The organism is Staphylococcus argenteus, assembly GCF_000236925.1.
Taxonomy (GTDB): domain Bacteria; phylum Bacillota; class Bacilli; order Staphylococcales; family Staphylococcaceae; genus Staphylococcus; species Staphylococcus argenteus.
The window spans coordinates 2,365,263-2,381,611 of sequence record NC_016941.1; the positions used below are offsets into that span (position 1 = coordinate 2,365,263).

At 31.7% G+C, this 16,349-nt stretch carries 16 protein-coding genes; 6 read left to right on the forward strand and 10 right to left on the reverse strand.

The window, feature by feature from the left end:
• The first annotated feature begins 151 nt into the window (after positions 1 to 151).
• On the forward strand, positions 152 to 595 hold the full coding sequence (locus SAMSHR1132_RS11635) for a LytTR family DNA-binding domain-containing protein (RefSeq protein WP_000977029.1): 444 nt from the start codon (positions 152 to 154) through the stop codon (positions 593 to 595).
• The gene (locus SAMSHR1132_RS11640) at positions 592 to 1,047 is read left to right on the forward strand and encodes a DUF3021 domain-containing protein (protein WP_000793157.1); all 456 of its coding nucleotides are present in this window, start codon (positions 592 to 594) and stop codon (positions 1,045 to 1,047) included. The genes SAMSHR1132_RS11635 and SAMSHR1132_RS11640 overlap by 4 nt, the downstream gene beginning before the upstream one ends.
• Positions 1,048 to 1,222: 175 nt before the next feature.
• On the opposite strand, the gene SAMSHR1132_RS11645 is transcribed toward SAMSHR1132_RS11640, so the two are convergent.
• Positions 1,223 to 1,786, reverse strand: a complete 564-nt coding sequence (locus SAMSHR1132_RS11645) for a TetR/AcrR family transcriptional regulator (protein WP_000372848.1) — start codon at positions 1,784 to 1,786, stop codon at positions 1,223 to 1,225.
• A gap of 133 nt (positions 1,787 to 1,919) precedes the next feature.
• Here SAMSHR1132_RS11645 and SAMSHR1132_RS11650 point away from each other — a divergent pair, with 133 nt between their 5' ends.
• Together SAMSHR1132_RS11650 and SAMSHR1132_RS11655 are read left to right on the forward strand one after the other, a co-directional pair.
• On the forward strand, positions 1,920 to 2,648 hold the full coding sequence (locus SAMSHR1132_RS11650; protein ID WP_000194412.1) for an ABC transporter ATP-binding protein: 729 nt from the start codon (positions 1,920 to 1,922) through the stop codon (positions 2,646 to 2,648).
• Positions 2,645 to 3,727: an ABC transporter permease gene (locus SAMSHR1132_RS11655; protein ID WP_000691018.1), complete on the forward strand. Its 1,083-nt coding sequence runs from the start codon at positions 2,645 to 2,647 to the stop codon at positions 3,725 to 3,727. Before SAMSHR1132_RS11650 ends, SAMSHR1132_RS11655 begins: the two co-directional genes overlap by 4 nt.
• Before the next feature lie 114 nt (positions 3,728 to 3,841).
• On the opposite strand, the gene mqo is transcribed toward SAMSHR1132_RS11655, so the two are convergent.
• Both mqo and SAMSHR1132_RS11665 read right to left on the reverse strand, forming a co-directional pair.
• Complete coding sequence (gene mqo / locus SAMSHR1132_RS11660; protein ID WP_000211378.1) at positions 3,842 to 5,320, reverse strand: malate dehydrogenase (quinone); 1,479 nt, start codon at positions 5,318 to 5,320, stop codon at positions 3,842 to 3,844.
• Positions 5,321 to 5,699: 379 nt separating this feature from the next.
• On the reverse strand, positions 5,700 to 7,298 hold the full coding sequence (locus SAMSHR1132_RS11665; protein ID WP_000960865.1) for an L-lactate permease: 1,599 nt from the start codon (positions 7,296 to 7,298) through the stop codon (positions 5,700 to 5,702).
• A gap of 316 nt (positions 7,299 to 7,614) precedes the next feature.
• Between SAMSHR1132_RS11665 and SAMSHR1132_RS11670 the strand changes: the two genes are divergently transcribed.
• Positions 7,615 to 9,288: a CDP-glycerol glycerophosphotransferase family protein gene (locus tag SAMSHR1132_RS11670; protein WP_000595295.1), complete on the forward strand. Its 1,674-nt coding sequence runs from the start codon at positions 7,615 to 7,617 to the stop codon at positions 9,286 to 9,288.
• Positions 9,289 to 9,441: 153 nt separating this feature from the next.
• Here SAMSHR1132_RS11670 and SAMSHR1132_RS11675 read toward each other — a convergent pair whose 3' ends face one another.
• Both SAMSHR1132_RS11675 and SAMSHR1132_RS11680 read right to left on the reverse strand, forming a co-directional pair.
• A complete protein-coding gene (locus tag SAMSHR1132_RS11675; RefSeq protein WP_000827013.1) occupies positions 9,442 to 10,071 on the reverse strand; it encodes a hypothetical protein in 630 nt (209 codons plus the stop codon).
• A gap of 314 nt (positions 10,072 to 10,385) precedes the next feature.
• On the reverse strand, positions 10,386 to 10,901 hold the full coding sequence (locus SAMSHR1132_RS11680) for a GNAT family N-acetyltransferase (RefSeq protein ID WP_000145514.1): 516 nt from the start codon (positions 10,899 to 10,901) through the stop codon (positions 10,386 to 10,388).
• 193 nt (positions 10,902 to 11,094) lie between these two features.
• Here SAMSHR1132_RS11680 and SAMSHR1132_RS11685 point away from each other — a divergent pair, with 193 nt between their 5' ends.
• Positions 11,095 to 12,099 (forward strand): oxidoreductase, encoded by a 1,005-nt coding sequence (locus SAMSHR1132_RS11685; RefSeq protein WP_000230420.1) that lies wholly within the window; start codon positions 11,095 to 11,097, stop codon positions 12,097 to 12,099.
• Positions 12,100 to 12,616: 517 nt separating this feature from the next.
• Here SAMSHR1132_RS11685 and SAMSHR1132_RS11690 read toward each other — a convergent pair.
• The 5 genes from SAMSHR1132_RS11690 to SAMSHR1132_RS11705 form a co-directional block, all read right to left on the reverse strand.
• On the reverse strand, positions 12,617 to 13,018 hold the full coding sequence (locus SAMSHR1132_RS11690; protein WP_000241593.1) for a GNAT family N-acetyltransferase: 402 nt from the start codon (positions 13,016 to 13,018) through the stop codon (positions 12,617 to 12,619).
• Between the two features lie 35 nt (positions 13,019 to 13,053).
• The gene (locus tag SAMSHR1132_RS11695) at positions 13,054 to 14,088 is read right to left on the reverse strand and encodes an NAD(P)/FAD-dependent oxidoreductase (protein WP_000655969.1); all 1,035 of its coding nucleotides are present in this window, start codon (positions 14,086 to 14,088) and stop codon (positions 13,054 to 13,056) included.
• Positions 14,089 to 14,098: 10 nt separating this feature from the next.
• Positions 14,099 to 14,200: a hypothetical protein gene (locus SAMSHR1132_RS14155; RefSeq protein ID WP_031787226.1), complete on the reverse strand. Its 102-nt coding sequence runs from the start codon at positions 14,198 to 14,200 to the stop codon at positions 14,099 to 14,101.
• Between the two features lie 118 nt (positions 14,201 to 14,318).
• Positions 14,319 to 14,750, reverse strand: coding sequence for a DUF2871 domain-containing protein (locus SAMSHR1132_RS11700; RefSeq protein ID WP_001253464.1), 432 nt, complete (start codon positions 14,748 to 14,750; stop codon positions 14,319 to 14,321).
• Positions 14,751 to 14,951: 201 nt separating this feature from the next.
• On the reverse strand, positions 14,952 to 16,229 hold the full coding sequence (locus tag SAMSHR1132_RS11705) for a YhgE/Pip domain-containing protein (protein WP_001020033.1): 1,278 nt from the start codon (positions 16,227 to 16,229) through the stop codon (positions 14,952 to 14,954).
• Positions 16,230 to 16,349: the final 120 nt, after the last annotated feature.

Here is a 16,349-nt window from a genome sequence, read left to right on the forward strand (position 1 = left end):
TGAAAAAACATTTCTGTTTTTATTTCAGGAGGTATCTTTTATATTGATTGGCACTTTCTAGCCACTTAACATTTAATTTCTACCATTCAACAAAATTTAAATATATCGATGGTCGTTTATGGTTTAATAATTTTAAAGGAGGCATTAACCTATGATGAAACTCAATTTATTTATCAATGCAAATGAGACGGAATCTTATATTGATATACATGCACCTAAAATGAATGATCACGTTCAAAGTATTATTAATGCAGTCAATGATTTAGACAAATCACATACACTAGTCGGATACATAGACAAAGAAATCCATATCATTCACGTATCAGATGTTATAACATTCCAAGTTATTAATAAAAATGTTACAGCAATTACAAGCAACCAAAAATTCAAACTAAAATTACGACTTTATGAACTAGAAAAACAATTACCACAACATTTCATTCGCATTTCCAAATCAGAAATCGTCAACAAGTATTACATTGAAAAATTATTATTAGAGCCAAATGGACTTATACGTATGTATCTTAAAGATGCACACTACACCTATTCTTCTAGACGCTATTTAAAATCTATAAAGGAGCGCTTATCAATATGAAAAATTTAAAAAACGCATTATTTATTAGCTTAATCATTGGTTTGTCCCTTTCACTGTTCTTTAGTATGTTATTTTCGGACGGCAAATATTATCCACTCAATCCACAATCAACTATCGGCATATTTTATTACACTCATTTCACAGAAACTACCGTAATGTTGATTTCTATCATTTTATGGTTACTCATAGGCGTCGTCTTTTTCCTTGGAGATTTTATCTTTAAATACACAGATTGGGGCATTACTAAAGCAACTATAGTGCATTTCATAACAACGTATTTCGGATTCTTACCTTTAGCAATACTTGCCGGTTGGTTTCCACTAACAATAAATTACCTAATCATATTTACAATTATCTTTATTGTGGTTTACACATTGATTTGGATAATTCAATTCTTTAAAAACAAGAACTACGTAGACACTATTAACGAGCAACTGAAACAATTAAAATAATTTTATTAAAATTATAAAAGCTATACATTGCATTAAAGTAGTCTCTTCTGCAATGTATAGCTTTATGCCGTATTTATTTTAAACACGCATGAATTGAATAATATGTTTTTACTAATCTCAAATTGAATTGTAACTGCAACTGTCCTTTACGACATCATCATATCATGATAAAAACCTAACGAAATGCATTCACAAATATTTTATTCATTATTTCCGCTACTTCTTTAGGACTTTCTTTATATCCTCTTATCACCCAATCTTGTAAAACACCAATTACAGCATTACTCATAAATATTAATAAAAAATATTTCTCTTTTGTCGTTAACATTTTTGTATTTAACACTGGTACGATATTAATTTCAATTCTTTGTTGTATAGATTTTTTGATAACTTGATGTATTTTATATGCACTATCATCGCCTAATAATTTTAATATCAGTTGCCCTTCACTTAACCAAAAATGAATCATCTTATTTAAAAAGATTACTTGCGTAGTAACACTTTCTTTAAGAAACTTCTTTTTTGCATTTTTCAATAACATATTAAGGTAAATATAGACAAAATCGTCTTTACTTTTAAAATGCGCATAAAACGTTGTTCTACTTATTTGGCTTTCATTACAAATATCTTTAATTGTGATATCAGTATATGACTTTCTTGTTAAAAGACTATACAATCCATCATGAATACGATTGACCGTTCTTGTTATACGACTATCTGTAAAAGCTGTTTGATCCATAAGTTCACCACCTTTTCCGAACATTCAAAGCAAATATGTTCACTATTTATTAATTTATTATCCGCAACCATAATATACGCTTAAGATGATATATAAATAAAGTAAAATGTGTATTAATACAGGGGGGATTATGATGACTCAAAGTATAGCAACATTAGACAATGTTGTTAAAACGTATAATAAACAACTCGTGTTAGATCAAATTAGTATGACTATTAACGAAGGTGAATTACTTGGTTTAATAGGACCTAGTGGATCTGGTAAAACAACTACAATAAAGTGCCTTTTAGGCATGGAAAAGATTGATAAAGGGGCAGCAGAGATTTTCAATCAAAAAATGCCTAATCGTAATGTTTTAAAACGATTAGGTTATATGGGGCAAACAGATGCGTTATATGAAAATTTAACTGCTTATGAAAACTTGAAGTTTTTCGGTCATTTATCAGGGCTTAAAGGAAAAGTATTAGAAGAACATATAAACAAGCATACAACATTAGTAGATTTAGAACATGCTTTAACTAAAAAAGTGAGTCAATTTTCAGGGGGAATGAAACGTCGACTATCTATAGCAATGACACTATTATCGGAACCGGATTTGATTATTTTAGATGAACCAACTGTTGGGATAGACCCTAAATTACGCCAACATATTTGGAAACAATTTAAAGAAATGACGCAAAATGGTAAAAGTGTTGTCGTCACTACACATGTTATGGACGAGGCAGAACGTTGTGATAAAGTGGGTCTTATTGTTGACGGAAAACTATTCGCTTTAGATACACCAGCTAATTTAAAAGAACAATTTAATGTAGACACAATTGAAGCGGTATTTATTAAAGCTGAGGAGGTTCGCCAATCATGAAAATTATAGCCATTATAGGACGCGTATTGAAAGAAATGTTACGTGATAAACGTACACTTGCGCTAATGTTTCTAGCACCAATTTTAATATTGACGCTTATGTATTTTATTTTTAACGGTGATGAAAACGATTTGAAAATCGGTATCGATACATCTGTTTCATCAAATATAACAAAACAATTGCCATCATCAGACATAAAAACTCAAACGTTCCATTCTCATGAAAATATCAAATCTAAAATAGAAAATAATCACCTTGATGGTTTTATTTATCAAGAAAATCAAACATTACATGTCATATATACAAATGAAGATCCTAACAAATCTAATATGATCAAACAAATGATTGGCAAAGCTATACAACAAGATAAAATAAGTGATATAAAGCATCTAATTGAAAAATTGCCTGCATCAATGAAACCAACGAACAATCAAAATATAAGCATTTCACATTCTTATTTATACGGTAATTCTGATAGTACTTATTTCGATAAAATGTTTCCAATACTAATGGGTTTCTTCGTATTTTTATTTGTATTTCTAATATCAGGTATAGCTTTATTACGTGAACGTACAACAGGTACGTTAGAACGTGTATTATCAACTTCAATTCGTCGAAGTGAAATCGTCATCGGCTATCTGATTGGCTATGGTATATTCGCAATCATTCAAACATTAATCATAGTCCTATTTTCAATATATTTATTGAACATTAATTTAGCAGGTAGCTTATGGTATGTTGTTTTAATCAATATTTGTTTAGCTATCACTGCGCTATCAATGGGTATTTTCATTTCTACATTTGCTAATTCTGAGTTTCAAATGATTCAATTTATTCCACTAGTTGCTGTACCTCAGGTATTCTTTTCAGGAATTTTCCCACTTGAAAATATGCCTGATTGGCTAGGTAATATCGGATATCTATTTCCGCTAAGATATGCTGGTGATGCATTAACAAATGTCATGATTAAAGGGCAAGGCTGGAATCATATTTGGTTTGATTTATTAGTACTAGTCATTTTCATCACTATCTTTATCATCTTAAATATCGTTGGTCTAAAACACTACAGACAGGTATAAATTTTATAAACGCAACTAATTTATAATGCCACTTTACAATTTTAAAATTTCTAAATACCAATCTAAAAAAGCGGTAAGTTCTATCTCATTGAAACAGAACTTACCGTTTTATTATTATTTTACATTCAGATATTTTGTTACTTCTTTATTAATTTCATGATATAAATCTTCATGATCTGTTAAGCGATAACCAAATGACGGCACCATTTCTTTAATCTTTGGTTCCCATCCTTTGAATTCATCACGATAACATCGCTGTAAAACATCAAACATAATATCAACAGCTGTTGATGCTCCAGGAGATGCCCCTAGTAATGCAGCTAACGTACCATCATCTGATGTAATAACCTCTGTACCAAATTGTAAATTACCCTTAGCATCTTCAGTATCTTTAATTACTTGTACACGTTGACCCGCTTTAATAACTTCCCAATCTTCATTTTTGGCATTTGGGAAAAAGACTCTTAAATCATCCATACGCTCATCGTTTGATAACATCAATTGTGACACTAAATACTTCGTAAGACTCATTTCTTTAATACCTGCAGATAACATCGTTACAATATTATTCGGCTTAACAGATTTAATTAAATCCATATGTGAACCTGTTTTTAAAAATTTTGGTGAAAATCCTGCAAATGGACCAAATAATAATGAACGTTTACCGTCTACAAAGCGTGTATCTAAATGTGGTACTGACATTGGTGGTGCACCGACTGCTGCTTTCCCATAAACTTTAGCATGATGACGATCAATGACCTCTTGATTCGTACAACGAAGGAATAAACCACTAACAGGGAATCCCCCGATATGTTTTGATTGCTTAATTCCTGTTTTTTGTAATAATGGCAAACTCGCGCCACCAGCACCAATAAATACAAAATCAGCTTCATAAGTTTTTGTTTCATTATTTACTAAATCTTTTACTTTTACTAACCATGCCCCTGTTGTTTGTTGTTTGATATCTAAAACATTTTGTTTGTATTGAATATCAACACCACTTTGTTCTAAATTATTAAATAACTTTGCAGTTAAAGCACCAAAGTTCACATCTGTACCTGTTTCATCATATGTTAACGCAATAGGTTCATCAGACTTACGACCTTCAATCATTAATGGAACCCAAGATTTCATTTCTTCTTCATCTTGAGATAACTTCATTTTTTCGAATAAAACACTTTTTTGCAATGTTGCTACACGATTTTTAATAAATGCGACATTTTCTTCTCCAATAACAAAACTCATGTGCGGCACCGCTTGAATAAAATGCCCTGGGTTATCTAATTGTCCATTTTTAACTAAATATGCCCAAAATTGCTTAGATATTTGATATTGCTCGTTTATCTTAATAGCCTTATTACAATCGACCGTGCCATCCTTGCCTTCTTTTGTATAGTTCAACTCGCAAAGTGCTGAATGCCCTGTACCGGCATTATTCCATACATTTGAACTCTCTTCGCCAGGTTGTGATAATTTCTCAAACACTTTAATGTTCTTCTCGGGTGATAATTCTTTCAATAATGTTCCTAAAGTTGCACTCATAATACCGCCACCTATTAAGATGACATCTGTTTTGCTATGTTGTGTTGTCATAACAAATACAGTCCCCCTTTTTAAAATGAATAATGGAACTTTCGACTAAATCCTACGTATTGATACCACTTTGAATAAATAAGTGTCTATACAGGTTCCTATGGTTATGCTTCCTTATTATCTGATTATGTATATAAATTATTTTATAAGAACTAAACTACTTTAATTATATACTTTATAAGCGTTAGGAAAAAGACAAAACCATGAACCTTAACAGCTATCAACAATATTACTTTGATATACGATTACTCATTTTTCATTTTAACATAAAGCGCTATCATTATTGTAATATCAAACTTCTTTCTTTAATAATCCATTAAAAAAAGATGAGACGTTAGAAAACATCTCATCCTTGTTATATTGTATTTTGAAATACGTTTTATAGTAATGACAAAATGAATGTCCAAATACAGATAAAGATTAATAAACAAACACTGTATTTCAATGTCATTTTCAATAATTCTGATTCTTTACCAACTTGTTTAACTGCTGCAGTTGCAATCGCAATTGATTGTGGTGAAATCAGTTTTGCCGCTACACCACCCACTGTATTCGCAGATACAAGAAGTGAACCACTTGTTCCAATTTGTTGTGCAACAGAAGCTTGAATTGGTGCAAATAATGAGTTGTTATTTACAACTGATCCTGTCATAAACACACCTATCCAACCTAAGATTGGTGACAGAACTGGGAAGACATTACCTGCTTTCGCAATACCTTGACCCATTGCTGCACTTAAACCACCATAAGTTGTGATTTTAGAAATTGCTAAGATGAAGCAAATTGTAAGAACTGGTAACCACAATTCTTTAAATGTAACACCGAATAATCTACCTGCATCTTTAAAGTTAACCTTTTTAGACATTAAAATTGTAATAATAATAGTTAGTAAAATAGCTGTACCAGTTTGCCCTATAATATTTAAAGTTAATACTAATGGTTTATGCGTAATGTCACTTACTGTTCCAGGTAAGTTGAATTTAAATACTAATGATGATAAAGCGCCATTTGGTAAGAATAAGTTTTTAAAGAATGGTGCACTCCAAATCATTACGATGACTGTCAAAACAATGAACGGGCTCCATGCATGTAATACTGCTTTACCAGAGTGTGCTTTAGCAGGTTCGATTTCTTCATCTTTATTAACACGATAAATATGTTTTGGTTGGAATTTTTTAGAAAATACTGCTAACGCTAACATAGTTAATAACGGTGGAATAATATCAGCTAATTCTGGTCCGTTGAAAACTGTTAATAAACCTTGAGTAATAGTATAAGTAACTGAAACTACTAAGATTGCTGGTAATGTTTCTTTAACGCCTCTTAAGCCATCAATGATAAAGATAAGTAAGAATGGAATAATGAAATTAATGATAGCTAGTGTCAAAGTTGCTGATTGAGAAACACCTAACACTGAAACATCGCCAGGTAATTTCAATGTTTCAACCACACCAACTGGAATACCAATTGCACCAAAAGCACCAGATGCTGCGTTTGCAACTAAACATAACATTGCAGCTTTTAATGGGTTGAATCCTAATTGAGTTAATAATAGCGCACATATTGCAATCGGCACACCAAAGCCTGCTGCACCTTCTAAAAATGCGTTAAATGCAAAGCCAATAAGTAAAACTTGTATACGTTGGTCTTGTGAAATATTTGTAATACTATCTTGAATTGTTAAAAATTGCCCAGATTCAACAGTAATTTTGTATAAAAGTACTGCCATCATAACGATATAGCCAATCGGAATGATACCTTGGAAGAAACCTTCGACTACTGCACCAGAAGCGATACCAACTGGCAATTTGAAAAATGGTATTGCAATAAGTAATGTTACAACAAGTGTAGTAATTGCCGCATAAATACCTTTCATTTTAAAGACTGTTAAACAAAGTAAAAATAGTACAATCGGTATTGCTGCAATTAAAGACGATAATAATAAATTATCAAATGGGTTAAACGTATTTACTAACATAGGCTGACTCTTCTTTCCATAAAGTAGTAGTGTTATTGCTTCATTAAAATCATGTTCTGGCTATAGCATTTTGTTATCGATAACATTTTACAGAACAGTGAGATTAATGTGATTTTTTTCACAATTAAAATATACCATTTTTTCAGACTATTAACAATATCACTTTCCTATTTAATTGATTTATTTTTCATTTTAAATCTGCTCACCAAAATGAATTGTACTTAATGTAATAATGCTACGCGTTCTATTCATGAATTTTACATAAGACCGTGATAAAATGAGAAAGATACTACGATGAGAAATGGAAGTAATAGCTATGATTAAACAGATAAATGTATCTAATATGCAAAAATTTGAATCACAATTAATAAAAACTCAAGCTGAAGGTTATACACATATCGTTCCATATGCTAATGAAATCATGATTTACCAATCAATGTTAGATGCTGTTCAATTGCGGCACACATCAATCGTGGTCGACTATACTGTGGATGGTCAATACAAAAATGATTGTCGATATTTCGGACAATCATCGATTAACTTTGCTGACTGGGCTCAAAATAATAATTATTATCCTAACATGATATATGCGATTCAACAGACTCTTGATTTAATACATTATTACCCTGTAGAAACGATTTTCGATTTAGCTTTATTGACACTTCTGAAAGGTGATTTATCAATCGATGGTCATGTCGTCTTCGATTTCAAAGCACCATTAGCAACAAGCCCTTCAATATGGGAGATTGTTCAAAATTTTGAAGATATTGATATGACGTCACAGTTCTATTTAAATAAAATCGCGTATATTAATCGACATGCCATCCCTTTCCGAAACGTTTATGTTGAAGACACAGAACAACTTAACGCACCAGATAATTGGTTATATTCTACAAAGTTTTTACTACCTAAATGGTTATACAAAATATCAAAGCAACGTTTCGATAACAAGCAATTGCAACATCTAGGTATTTACACAAAGCAACCAAACGCTTTAAAGGATCATATCGTTTTTATCGGTGATCATTATCAATATGTAGGTAATTCAAAATATTTATTTACTTACTTCGTTAAACATAATCCAATGACTGCCTGTTATTTTGTTACTGACGATCGTCGCGGACCACATTTCATATCACCTAATACTGAAAAAGCTGATGAATTGATTAACAGCGCACGCGTAGTTTTAGTTGAAAACGACATACCTGAAACATTGCAACCAAACGGTACTTTAATTCAATTACATCAAGGCACACCAATAATGCAATTATTTTTAGACAGTAAAGAACCTGTTAAAAATTTAGAAACACCTTTTTATCGTGCTAAAAGGTATAATCGCTGGTTACAATTCGATTACGTTATACATTCTGCTGATGATGTTAGTCACTTTTATCAAACGGCCTTTCCTAGTCATCACGCAAACGTTTTGGCGTATGGTAATGCTAAACAACAATATTTATTACAAAAACGCAATGAAATAACGATTCAACAACAATATAAGAAATCATTCAAAATAGACGATAGTAAACCAGTGTTATTTTATGCACCGATAGGATTAGTTCGCGCTCAACAATTACCATTATCAGACGCATTACTCAAAGCCTATCACGTTGTTGTACAAGGTGTTGAAGAATCAATATTGCCAGAGGAAGTTATTGTTGCTCCAACATATCTTAGTGCTCAAGACTTAATTCTAATGTCTGATGTCGTTATCACTGATTATTCAAATATAATATTTGATGCGATGGCTATAGACAAAACAGTAGCATTATATACCCCAAACCACAGTCAATATATTGAAGCGCAAGACGTTAACGAGGATATTTGGCGTCATCTATCAAAAATTTGGTATACAGACAGACAATTATTAATTAATAATTTAATTTCCCAGGCAATACCAGTGATCAAATATCCTCAAATACAACATAAAGAACAGCCATTAGAATCAATTTCACAACTTATATTGTCTAAGATGCAATCTGGCCAATAGTGTTTAAATACCTCAGCGGCTGTGAATAAGTATTAAATGTAATATAGCCCAACATTTTTTATAATTTTAATGTACACAAAAAACGGTAAACCCTAATACATGTTATAGCGTTTACCGTTTTTATTTTTAATTTGTATTATAAATACATTAACTTTATTGTTGGTAGTTTGGATCAGTAACCATTGCTTGTCCAGTATAATCAACCGTTACAATTGAATATTTACCATTTGCATTTGGATCTTTGAAACTAAACACATATTTATAGTTACCATTATGTTCTTCAATAGAATAATCATTATATACTTTATTATTACTACCAAATTTATTAGCTTCATTGTTAGCCGCATTTAAAGCAGTTTGGAAATTTGGTAATTGCTGTAAAGCTTGAGTTTTATTACCATTAAACGGATAAATATTACGCGCCACTGACGTTGCATTTTGTCCATAATATGGTGCAACGTAATTTGACTTTTGATTGTTAGTCGTTTGATTATTACTTGATTGGTTATCATTTGTTTGATTTTGGTCATTGTTTGTTGCATTTGAGTTAGACTGTTGTTGGTTATCGTTTGTACTATTATCTTTATTATCTTTGTTTACGTCTTTTTTATCATCATTATTGTCTTTTTTGTCTTTAGATGAATCATTTGTTCTTTTATCTTGTTGTTCAGTTTTCGCTTTATCATTTTTTTCTTTGTTACTGTCTTTTTGTTGATCACTATCTTGACCACATGCAGCTAAAAATAACGATAATGCTAGTAACCCTGTAACTAATCTTTTCATACATATCTCCTCCTATAATTCGATATTCATTGAATAAAGCTTGAAATACATATCTACCATGTGTAACATTTCATGGCTTGTTACCAAAGACGCCAACACTAAAATGAGTTGAATTATCACAATATCCATAACTACAATCTAAGCTTCTTTTTATTATACCCTAATTTTTGTTCATTATTATTTAATTTTTGTGAATTTTATGTTTTCTATAAATTTAATTATTTCACTTTTACACTTCATTACAACCTAGGCATTTCTGCTCATACATAACATTTATTACAATGAATTCATTTTACCTGCTACAAAAACAACCATTATAACTCTTTTTCCATAATTAAATCTGTATCTGTGACATCACCTGTTTGAAAATGATGTTCACCAATCACCTTAAATCCATGACGTCGGTAAAATGCTTGCGCACGAGGATTATGCTCCCAAACTCCTAGCCAAATTTTATGTTTATTATGTTCTTGTGCAATTTTTTCAGCCAATGCTATTAATTGTGAACCTCTACCGCCACCTTGAAATTCTTTCAAAAAATATATGCGCTGTACTTCTAAATAGGCCTCCCCCATTTCTTCAGTTTGTGCATCGTTGATATTCATCTTAATATATCCTACGTTTTCACCATTTTCCTGATAAAAATAATGAAATGATGATACATCATTAATTTCTTGTGTAAATTTTTCTACAGTGTAATTGTCTTTAAAAAATTGTTCGAAATCTTTGTCGTCATAGTATGCTCCGAATGTATCATAAAATGTTTTTTTAGCTAATGTTACCAATTCCATCGCATCTTTATCTGTAATTACTTTTACTTCCCCTGTCATATTTTCCCCTCCAACGAACTGTAATTTACTTTATAAATGTTTGTTCATGAGTTCATTTTCTAAGTAACTATGTAAAAATACATTAACACAAAGCAATTACAAATTGTATTTATTGTGTGTAACATCGATAAATGATACATTTATTCCAGTAAAATGATCGTATTTGAAAAGAGAAAAGAGAGGATGTATCGTTGTGGTAGAAACATTTAAAGCGTTTGTCATTGATAAGGATGAAAGTGGTAAAGTGACATCTACTTTTAAACAGTTATCACCTGCCGACTTACCTAAAGGAGATGTGCTGATTAAAGTCCATTACTCTGGTATAAACTATAAAGATGCTTTAGCAACTCAAGATCACAATGCAGTAGTAAAATCATACCCTATGGTTCCTGGAATTGATTTAGCTGGTACAATTGTTGAATCCGAAGCACCAGGCTTTGAAAAAGGAGAACAAGTAATTGTAACGAGTTATGACTTAGGCGTCAGCCATTTTGGTGGTTTTAGTGAATATGCTCGTGTTAAATCAGAGTGGATCGTTAAACTCCCTGATACAATAACATTAGAAGAAGCAATGATTTATGGAACAGCCGGTTATACTGCTGGATTAGCCATTGAACGTCTTGAAAAAGTTGGAATGAATATCGAAGATGGTCCTGTACTAGTTCGCGGCGCTTCAGGTGGTGTAGGAACATTAGCTGTACTCATGCTAAATGAACTTGGTTACAAGGTTATCGCAAGTACAGGCAAGAAAGATGTTAGCAATCAATTACTTGAACTTGGTGCTAAAGAAGTTATCGATCGTCTTCCCGTTGAAGAAGATAGTACAAAACCTCTTGCATCATCAACTTGGCAAGCTTGTGTTGATCCTGTCGGTGGTGAAGGTATAAATTATGTTACTAAGCGTTTAAATCACAGTGGGTCAATTGCAGTTATTGGTATGACTGCTGGTAATACTTATACTAACTCTGTATTCCCTCACATTTTAAGAGGTGTAAATATTTTAGGCATCGATTCTGTATTTACAGCCATGAAATTAAGACAACGTGTCTGGCGTCGTCTCGCAAAAGATTTAAAGCCTGAAAATTTACATGAAATCAAGCAAGTCATAACATTTGATGAACTTCCAGAACAACTTAATAAAGTAATTAACCATGAAAATAAAGGTCGCATCGTTATCGATTTCGGTGTAGATAAATAGTATTCATGAAAAAGACATCCCGTTATGCGAGATGTCTTTTTATTTGTTGTGGACTGTCAATTTTCCGATACTTCACCAATTAACATTTTACTTTAGTGCATTTTGGAAAGTCATGTATTTTCAGCCCCTATCATGCCTACACACTATACAAAATAAATGTTAATTAGTTTACAATTCAAATTTAATTTCTTTTCCTATATACATCAAAGGCATATATTAACCAGTAAATGACCGTGAATACACAACTATATAAAATAACTATTTCAAAATTTAATAAAAGTAAATATATCATTAAAGCTGATATAATAAGTGCAACAAAATAGTATATTATAGCTTGTCTCAATGTATCGGTTTTCATTGTTCTAACTCCCTTAGTTATAAAGTCGAATCTTCTAAATAATATCAAATTGAGCTTTATCATAAAATACTCATTTTATAAAAATATTTTCTTAGAACACCAAAAAGGGAATGGCTATTAAAATTTTAGACATTCCCTTATTAGTACAATTTTTTATTTTTAAAACTTAATATACATTCCACCTGAATCTGGTTCGGTAGGTATAAACCCAAATTTTGTATATAATTTATCCGCCGGGTAGTCTGCGATCAGGCTAACGTATGTACTTTCAACAGCAACTTGTTTAATATATGCCATAATATGCTCCATAATTAGACTGCCATATCCTTGACCTTGATAGCTATTCGAAACAGCAATATCAACAATTTGAAATGCTGTACCACCATCGCCAATCACTCTACCCATGCCAATCAACTGTTCATTATCATACAAAGTTACAGTAAAACAGGCATTGGGTAGTCCTTTTTCTGCGGCTTCCCGTGTCTTAGGACTCATACCTGCATTTACTCTTAATGCACAATAATCATCACATGTTGGAATATCATAAGTCACTTTTACCATCATTAACCCCACTTTTCATCACACATTAAACCGACTTAGTATAAATGTTTATTTACAATAGTCTTATTCGCTTCTTTAAAAACCTCATGATGACTTGAAACATAGCCTTCTGCGTTGGCATCAGGTTCGATATATGTTTTGGCAAGGTTTGCCGCATTCGCACCATCACTAAATGCACTTGCAATTAAATGTGATTTTGCATCATGAAAAACTATATCACCACAAGCAAAAATCCCTGGAATACTTGTTGTCGTATTACCAAATCCTTTAACACGACAATCATCATGCATATCTAACTTTGAAGATGTTTCACTCAATAATGTATTACAGCGATCAAATCCATGACTAATAATTACATCGTCAAATTTAACTGATTGTGTATCACCGCTCTCGACATGTTCCAAAACAACTTCACTAATATGCGTTTCATCATCATTGCCGACTAAGTATTTAATACGTGTTTTCGGTCGTAATTTCACATTCAAGTCTGTCACAAGTGTTTTCATAACTTCATGACCACTTATGTCCTCTTTCCGATAAACAACGGTCACGCTTTTAGCAATCTTAGCAATATCATGCGCCCAATCCAATGCAGTATTGCCACCACCTGAAATTAAAACATCCTTGTCTTTGAAACGTCTATAGCTTTGCACAACGTAATGCAGGTTAGTTAATTGATATCGTTCTACTCCTTTAATATCTAATTGTTTTGGATTAATAATGCCGGCGCCAATCGCAACGATAACTGCTTTCGAAGTATAAATTTGCCCCGCTTCTGTTTCGACCTCAAAATGTCGCTCACCTTTTTTCCTAATATCTATCACACGTTCATTTAAATGCACATCCGGTTTAAAATATAAACCTTGCTTAATTGTATCTTTTAAAATTTCATGACAAGGTTTCGGTGCAATACCACCAATATCCCAAATAATTTTTTCAGGATAAATTCTCATTTTACCCCCTAATTCAGATTGAACATCAATCAATCTTACAGACATATCTCGCAATCCAGCATAAAAGCTTGCGTACAAACCAGATGGACCGCCACCAATGATTGTAACGTCTTTCATTATGTGCCTCCTATGATTCTCTATATTCATTTCTTTCATTAACGCACTCAAATTGATAATAATTATCATTTAAAACCATTATACTATTTATACATACATTGTTAAAATAAATCGCATAGTTTGTAGCGGATAATTAAAACAAATATTTAACTATAGAAAAACACACCTCCCAAAGCTCCAAACAAAATTGTTATCTTTGAAAGATGTGTATATTTTTAATTCTAATTATTTTATTTTTTAAAAGACTCATCACGTGGTTCTTTAAGTATTGCTTGTCTTAATAAGAAAAACAGCAATAATAAACCTGCAAGCATACCTGTGTGGCCTATACCCGCAAAGCCCGCAAATGCTTCTGGAGAATATGATTTACCTGTAACTTGGAAAAATCCTTTAGTCACCATCATACCTATTGTAACGATAACACCTATATTGTATACATAGAAGAACCAATTAAATAAGTAATAACTTGATAATTTAAATAACTTCTCCAAAGGTAATAATATTAAAAACATAAACATACCTAAAATAAGTGTATGTGTGTGTACAAGTGATAATTGAGTTGTACCCGTAAAATCATATGCTTTTGTTAGCTCTCTATAAAAGAAGCCACTGAATAGACCTATGATCATATAAAAAAGAAATGAATATAATAACCTACGCATTTTGAATCCTCCCTCACCTTTTCATTATATCCGATTATACTGATTATAACAGTGACAAAATCGCGAAGAAATCACACAACCTTTTCATTTAACTTAAACTATTTTATCCAGTACAACATCGTTTTAAAATAAAAAACAACAATAGCTATACAATGACGCTCGCTACAAACGTCTTGCATAGCTATTTTCACATTTATTATATTATGACGGCACTTCAGTACGTTTTGTGCTATGTTTTCTAACAATAGCTGATACTAAACTTGATACAGCTCCAAAAATCATAAATCCAATGAACATCCACATTGTACTATTTAATTCAATATGATGATTTAAGTACAATAATTCTCTTATGCTTGTTGCATAATGCGTGAAAGGATTCCAATCGTATACGTATTTTTGATAACTATCAGGCAACATTTGTTTTGGTAATGTTACAAGCTGCATGCTAAAGAACATTAATATGAAGAAAATTGGAATTGACTTCATACCTAGCCATACCATGACACCTAAAATAAGTCCGACGAACCCTAAAATTGCAAATCCTACAAAGATTGCGATACGATTTGGATGTCCAAAATCAAACCCTTGTGCACCTTGCATGAAGTAAATATAAGCAAAGCTACCCGCAAATGCTGCAATAACAGCGAATATCATTTGACCAACTGATGCAATAATACGATGTTGAATTGTAATATTATTACTTGTTCTAAATGCAAAGAACAATAAGATAGAGGTTACAATTGAACCAATCCAAATCGGCATAAACATTAAGAATGGTGCATTACCACCTGCTTGATGATCTTTAACTTTATTAAGTTTTTCATTATCTACTTTAACAGGGTTTGTTAAATCATTAATGTCTGATGCATTGACTTTAACATTTTGACTTGTTAATGTTTCTAAGCTTTGCTTCGTAATTTGAGCGTTAATATTATCACCCATTCCAGTTAATACAGCTGAAGCAATTTGAGAACCTTGCAAGCTTGATCCCTCGCTTACAATTGTCTTAAATTTAGCCTGTTTAACATCGATTTGCTGATTCCCCATTTTTTGTTGCATTTGTTGAACAACTTGCGGTGGAATTTCACCAGAAGCAACTTTTTGCTTCATTTCTTCTTTTTTACTATCCATAACCACTTTTTGTGTCTTACTCATAGCATCTTTTGAAAAATCTTTATCAATTATCGCTACACCATAGATTTTTTGATTTTTCAAATCTTTTTCTAGATCTTTTTCATTTTTAACTTTAACCCATTTTATTTTATCAGAGTCGCTATCTAATAGTTTATCTTCTAATTTCTTCCCAATATTAATATTTTTATCTTGGATTGTTGTACCTTTATCCTCATTTAAAATACCAATTGGTAAATCTTTAGGCTTTGGATTATATGCTGGATAAAAAGCTAAAGAAAATATAACAAGGATAACCATAACTGCTATCGGTGCAATCCATAACATTTTATTTTTAAATATATTCATTTTATTTTTTACCTCCTTATTAGACAATGTGTTGAATATTTCGCATGTTGTCTATTATAATATGTTAATGGGATTAAACAATACACAATGTTCATCAAGTTGTTTAATAATCAACACATT

What these genes read in the sequence shown, in the direction of transcription:
- SAMSHR1132_RS11650 (WP_000194412.1), top strand. Translation starts at nt 1,920, where the DNA reads ATGACTCAAAGTATAGCAACATTAGACAATGTTGTTAAAACGTATAAT.
- SAMSHR1132_RS11680 (WP_000145514.1), bottom strand. Translation starts at nt 10,901, where the DNA reads ATGACAGGGGAAGTAAAAGTAATTACAGATAAAGATGCGATGGAATTG.
- SAMSHR1132_RS11645 (WP_000372848.1), bottom strand. Translation starts at nt 1,786, where the DNA reads ATGGATCAAACAGCTTTTACAGATAGTCGTATAACAAGAACGGTCAAT.
- SAMSHR1132_RS11635 (WP_000977029.1), top strand. Translation starts at nt 152, where the DNA reads ATGATGAAACTCAATTTATTTATCAATGCAAATGAGACGGAATCTTAT.
- SAMSHR1132_RS11695 (WP_000655969.1), bottom strand. Translation starts at nt 14,088, where the DNA reads ATGAAAGACGTTACAATCATTGGTGGCGGTCCATCTGGTTTGTACGCA.
- SAMSHR1132_RS11705 (WP_001020033.1), bottom strand. Translation starts at nt 16,229, where the DNA reads ATGAATATATTTAAAAATAAAATGTTATGGATTGCACCGATAGCAGTT.
- SAMSHR1132_RS11640 (WP_000793157.1), top strand. Translation starts at nt 592, where the DNA reads ATGAAAAATTTAAAAAACGCATTATTTATTAGCTTAATCATTGGTTTG.
- SAMSHR1132_RS11670 (WP_000595295.1), top strand. Translation starts at nt 7,615, where the DNA reads ATGATTAAACAGATAAATGTATCTAATATGCAAAAATTTGAATCACAA.
- SAMSHR1132_RS11675 (WP_000827013.1), bottom strand. Translation starts at nt 10,071, where the DNA reads ATGAAAAGATTAGTTACAGGGTTACTAGCATTATCGTTATTTTTAGCT.
- SAMSHR1132_RS11665 (WP_000960865.1), bottom strand. Translation starts at nt 7,298, where the DNA reads ATGTTAGTAAATACGTTTAACCCATTTGATAATTTATTATTATCGTCT.
- mqo (WP_000211378.1), bottom strand. Translation starts at nt 5,320, where the DNA reads ATGACAACACAACATAGCAAAACAGATGTCATCTTAATAGGTGGCGGT.
- SAMSHR1132_RS11700 (WP_001253464.1), bottom strand. Translation starts at nt 14,750, where the DNA reads ATGCGTAGGTTATTATATTCATTTCTTTTTTATATGATCATAGGTCTA.
- SAMSHR1132_RS11690 (WP_000241593.1), bottom strand. Translation starts at nt 13,018, where the DNA reads ATGGTAAAAGTGACTTATGATATTCCAACATGTGATGATTATTGTGCA.
- SAMSHR1132_RS11655 (WP_000691018.1), top strand. Translation starts at nt 2,645, where the DNA reads ATGAAAATTATAGCCATTATAGGACGCGTATTGAAAGAAATGTTACGT.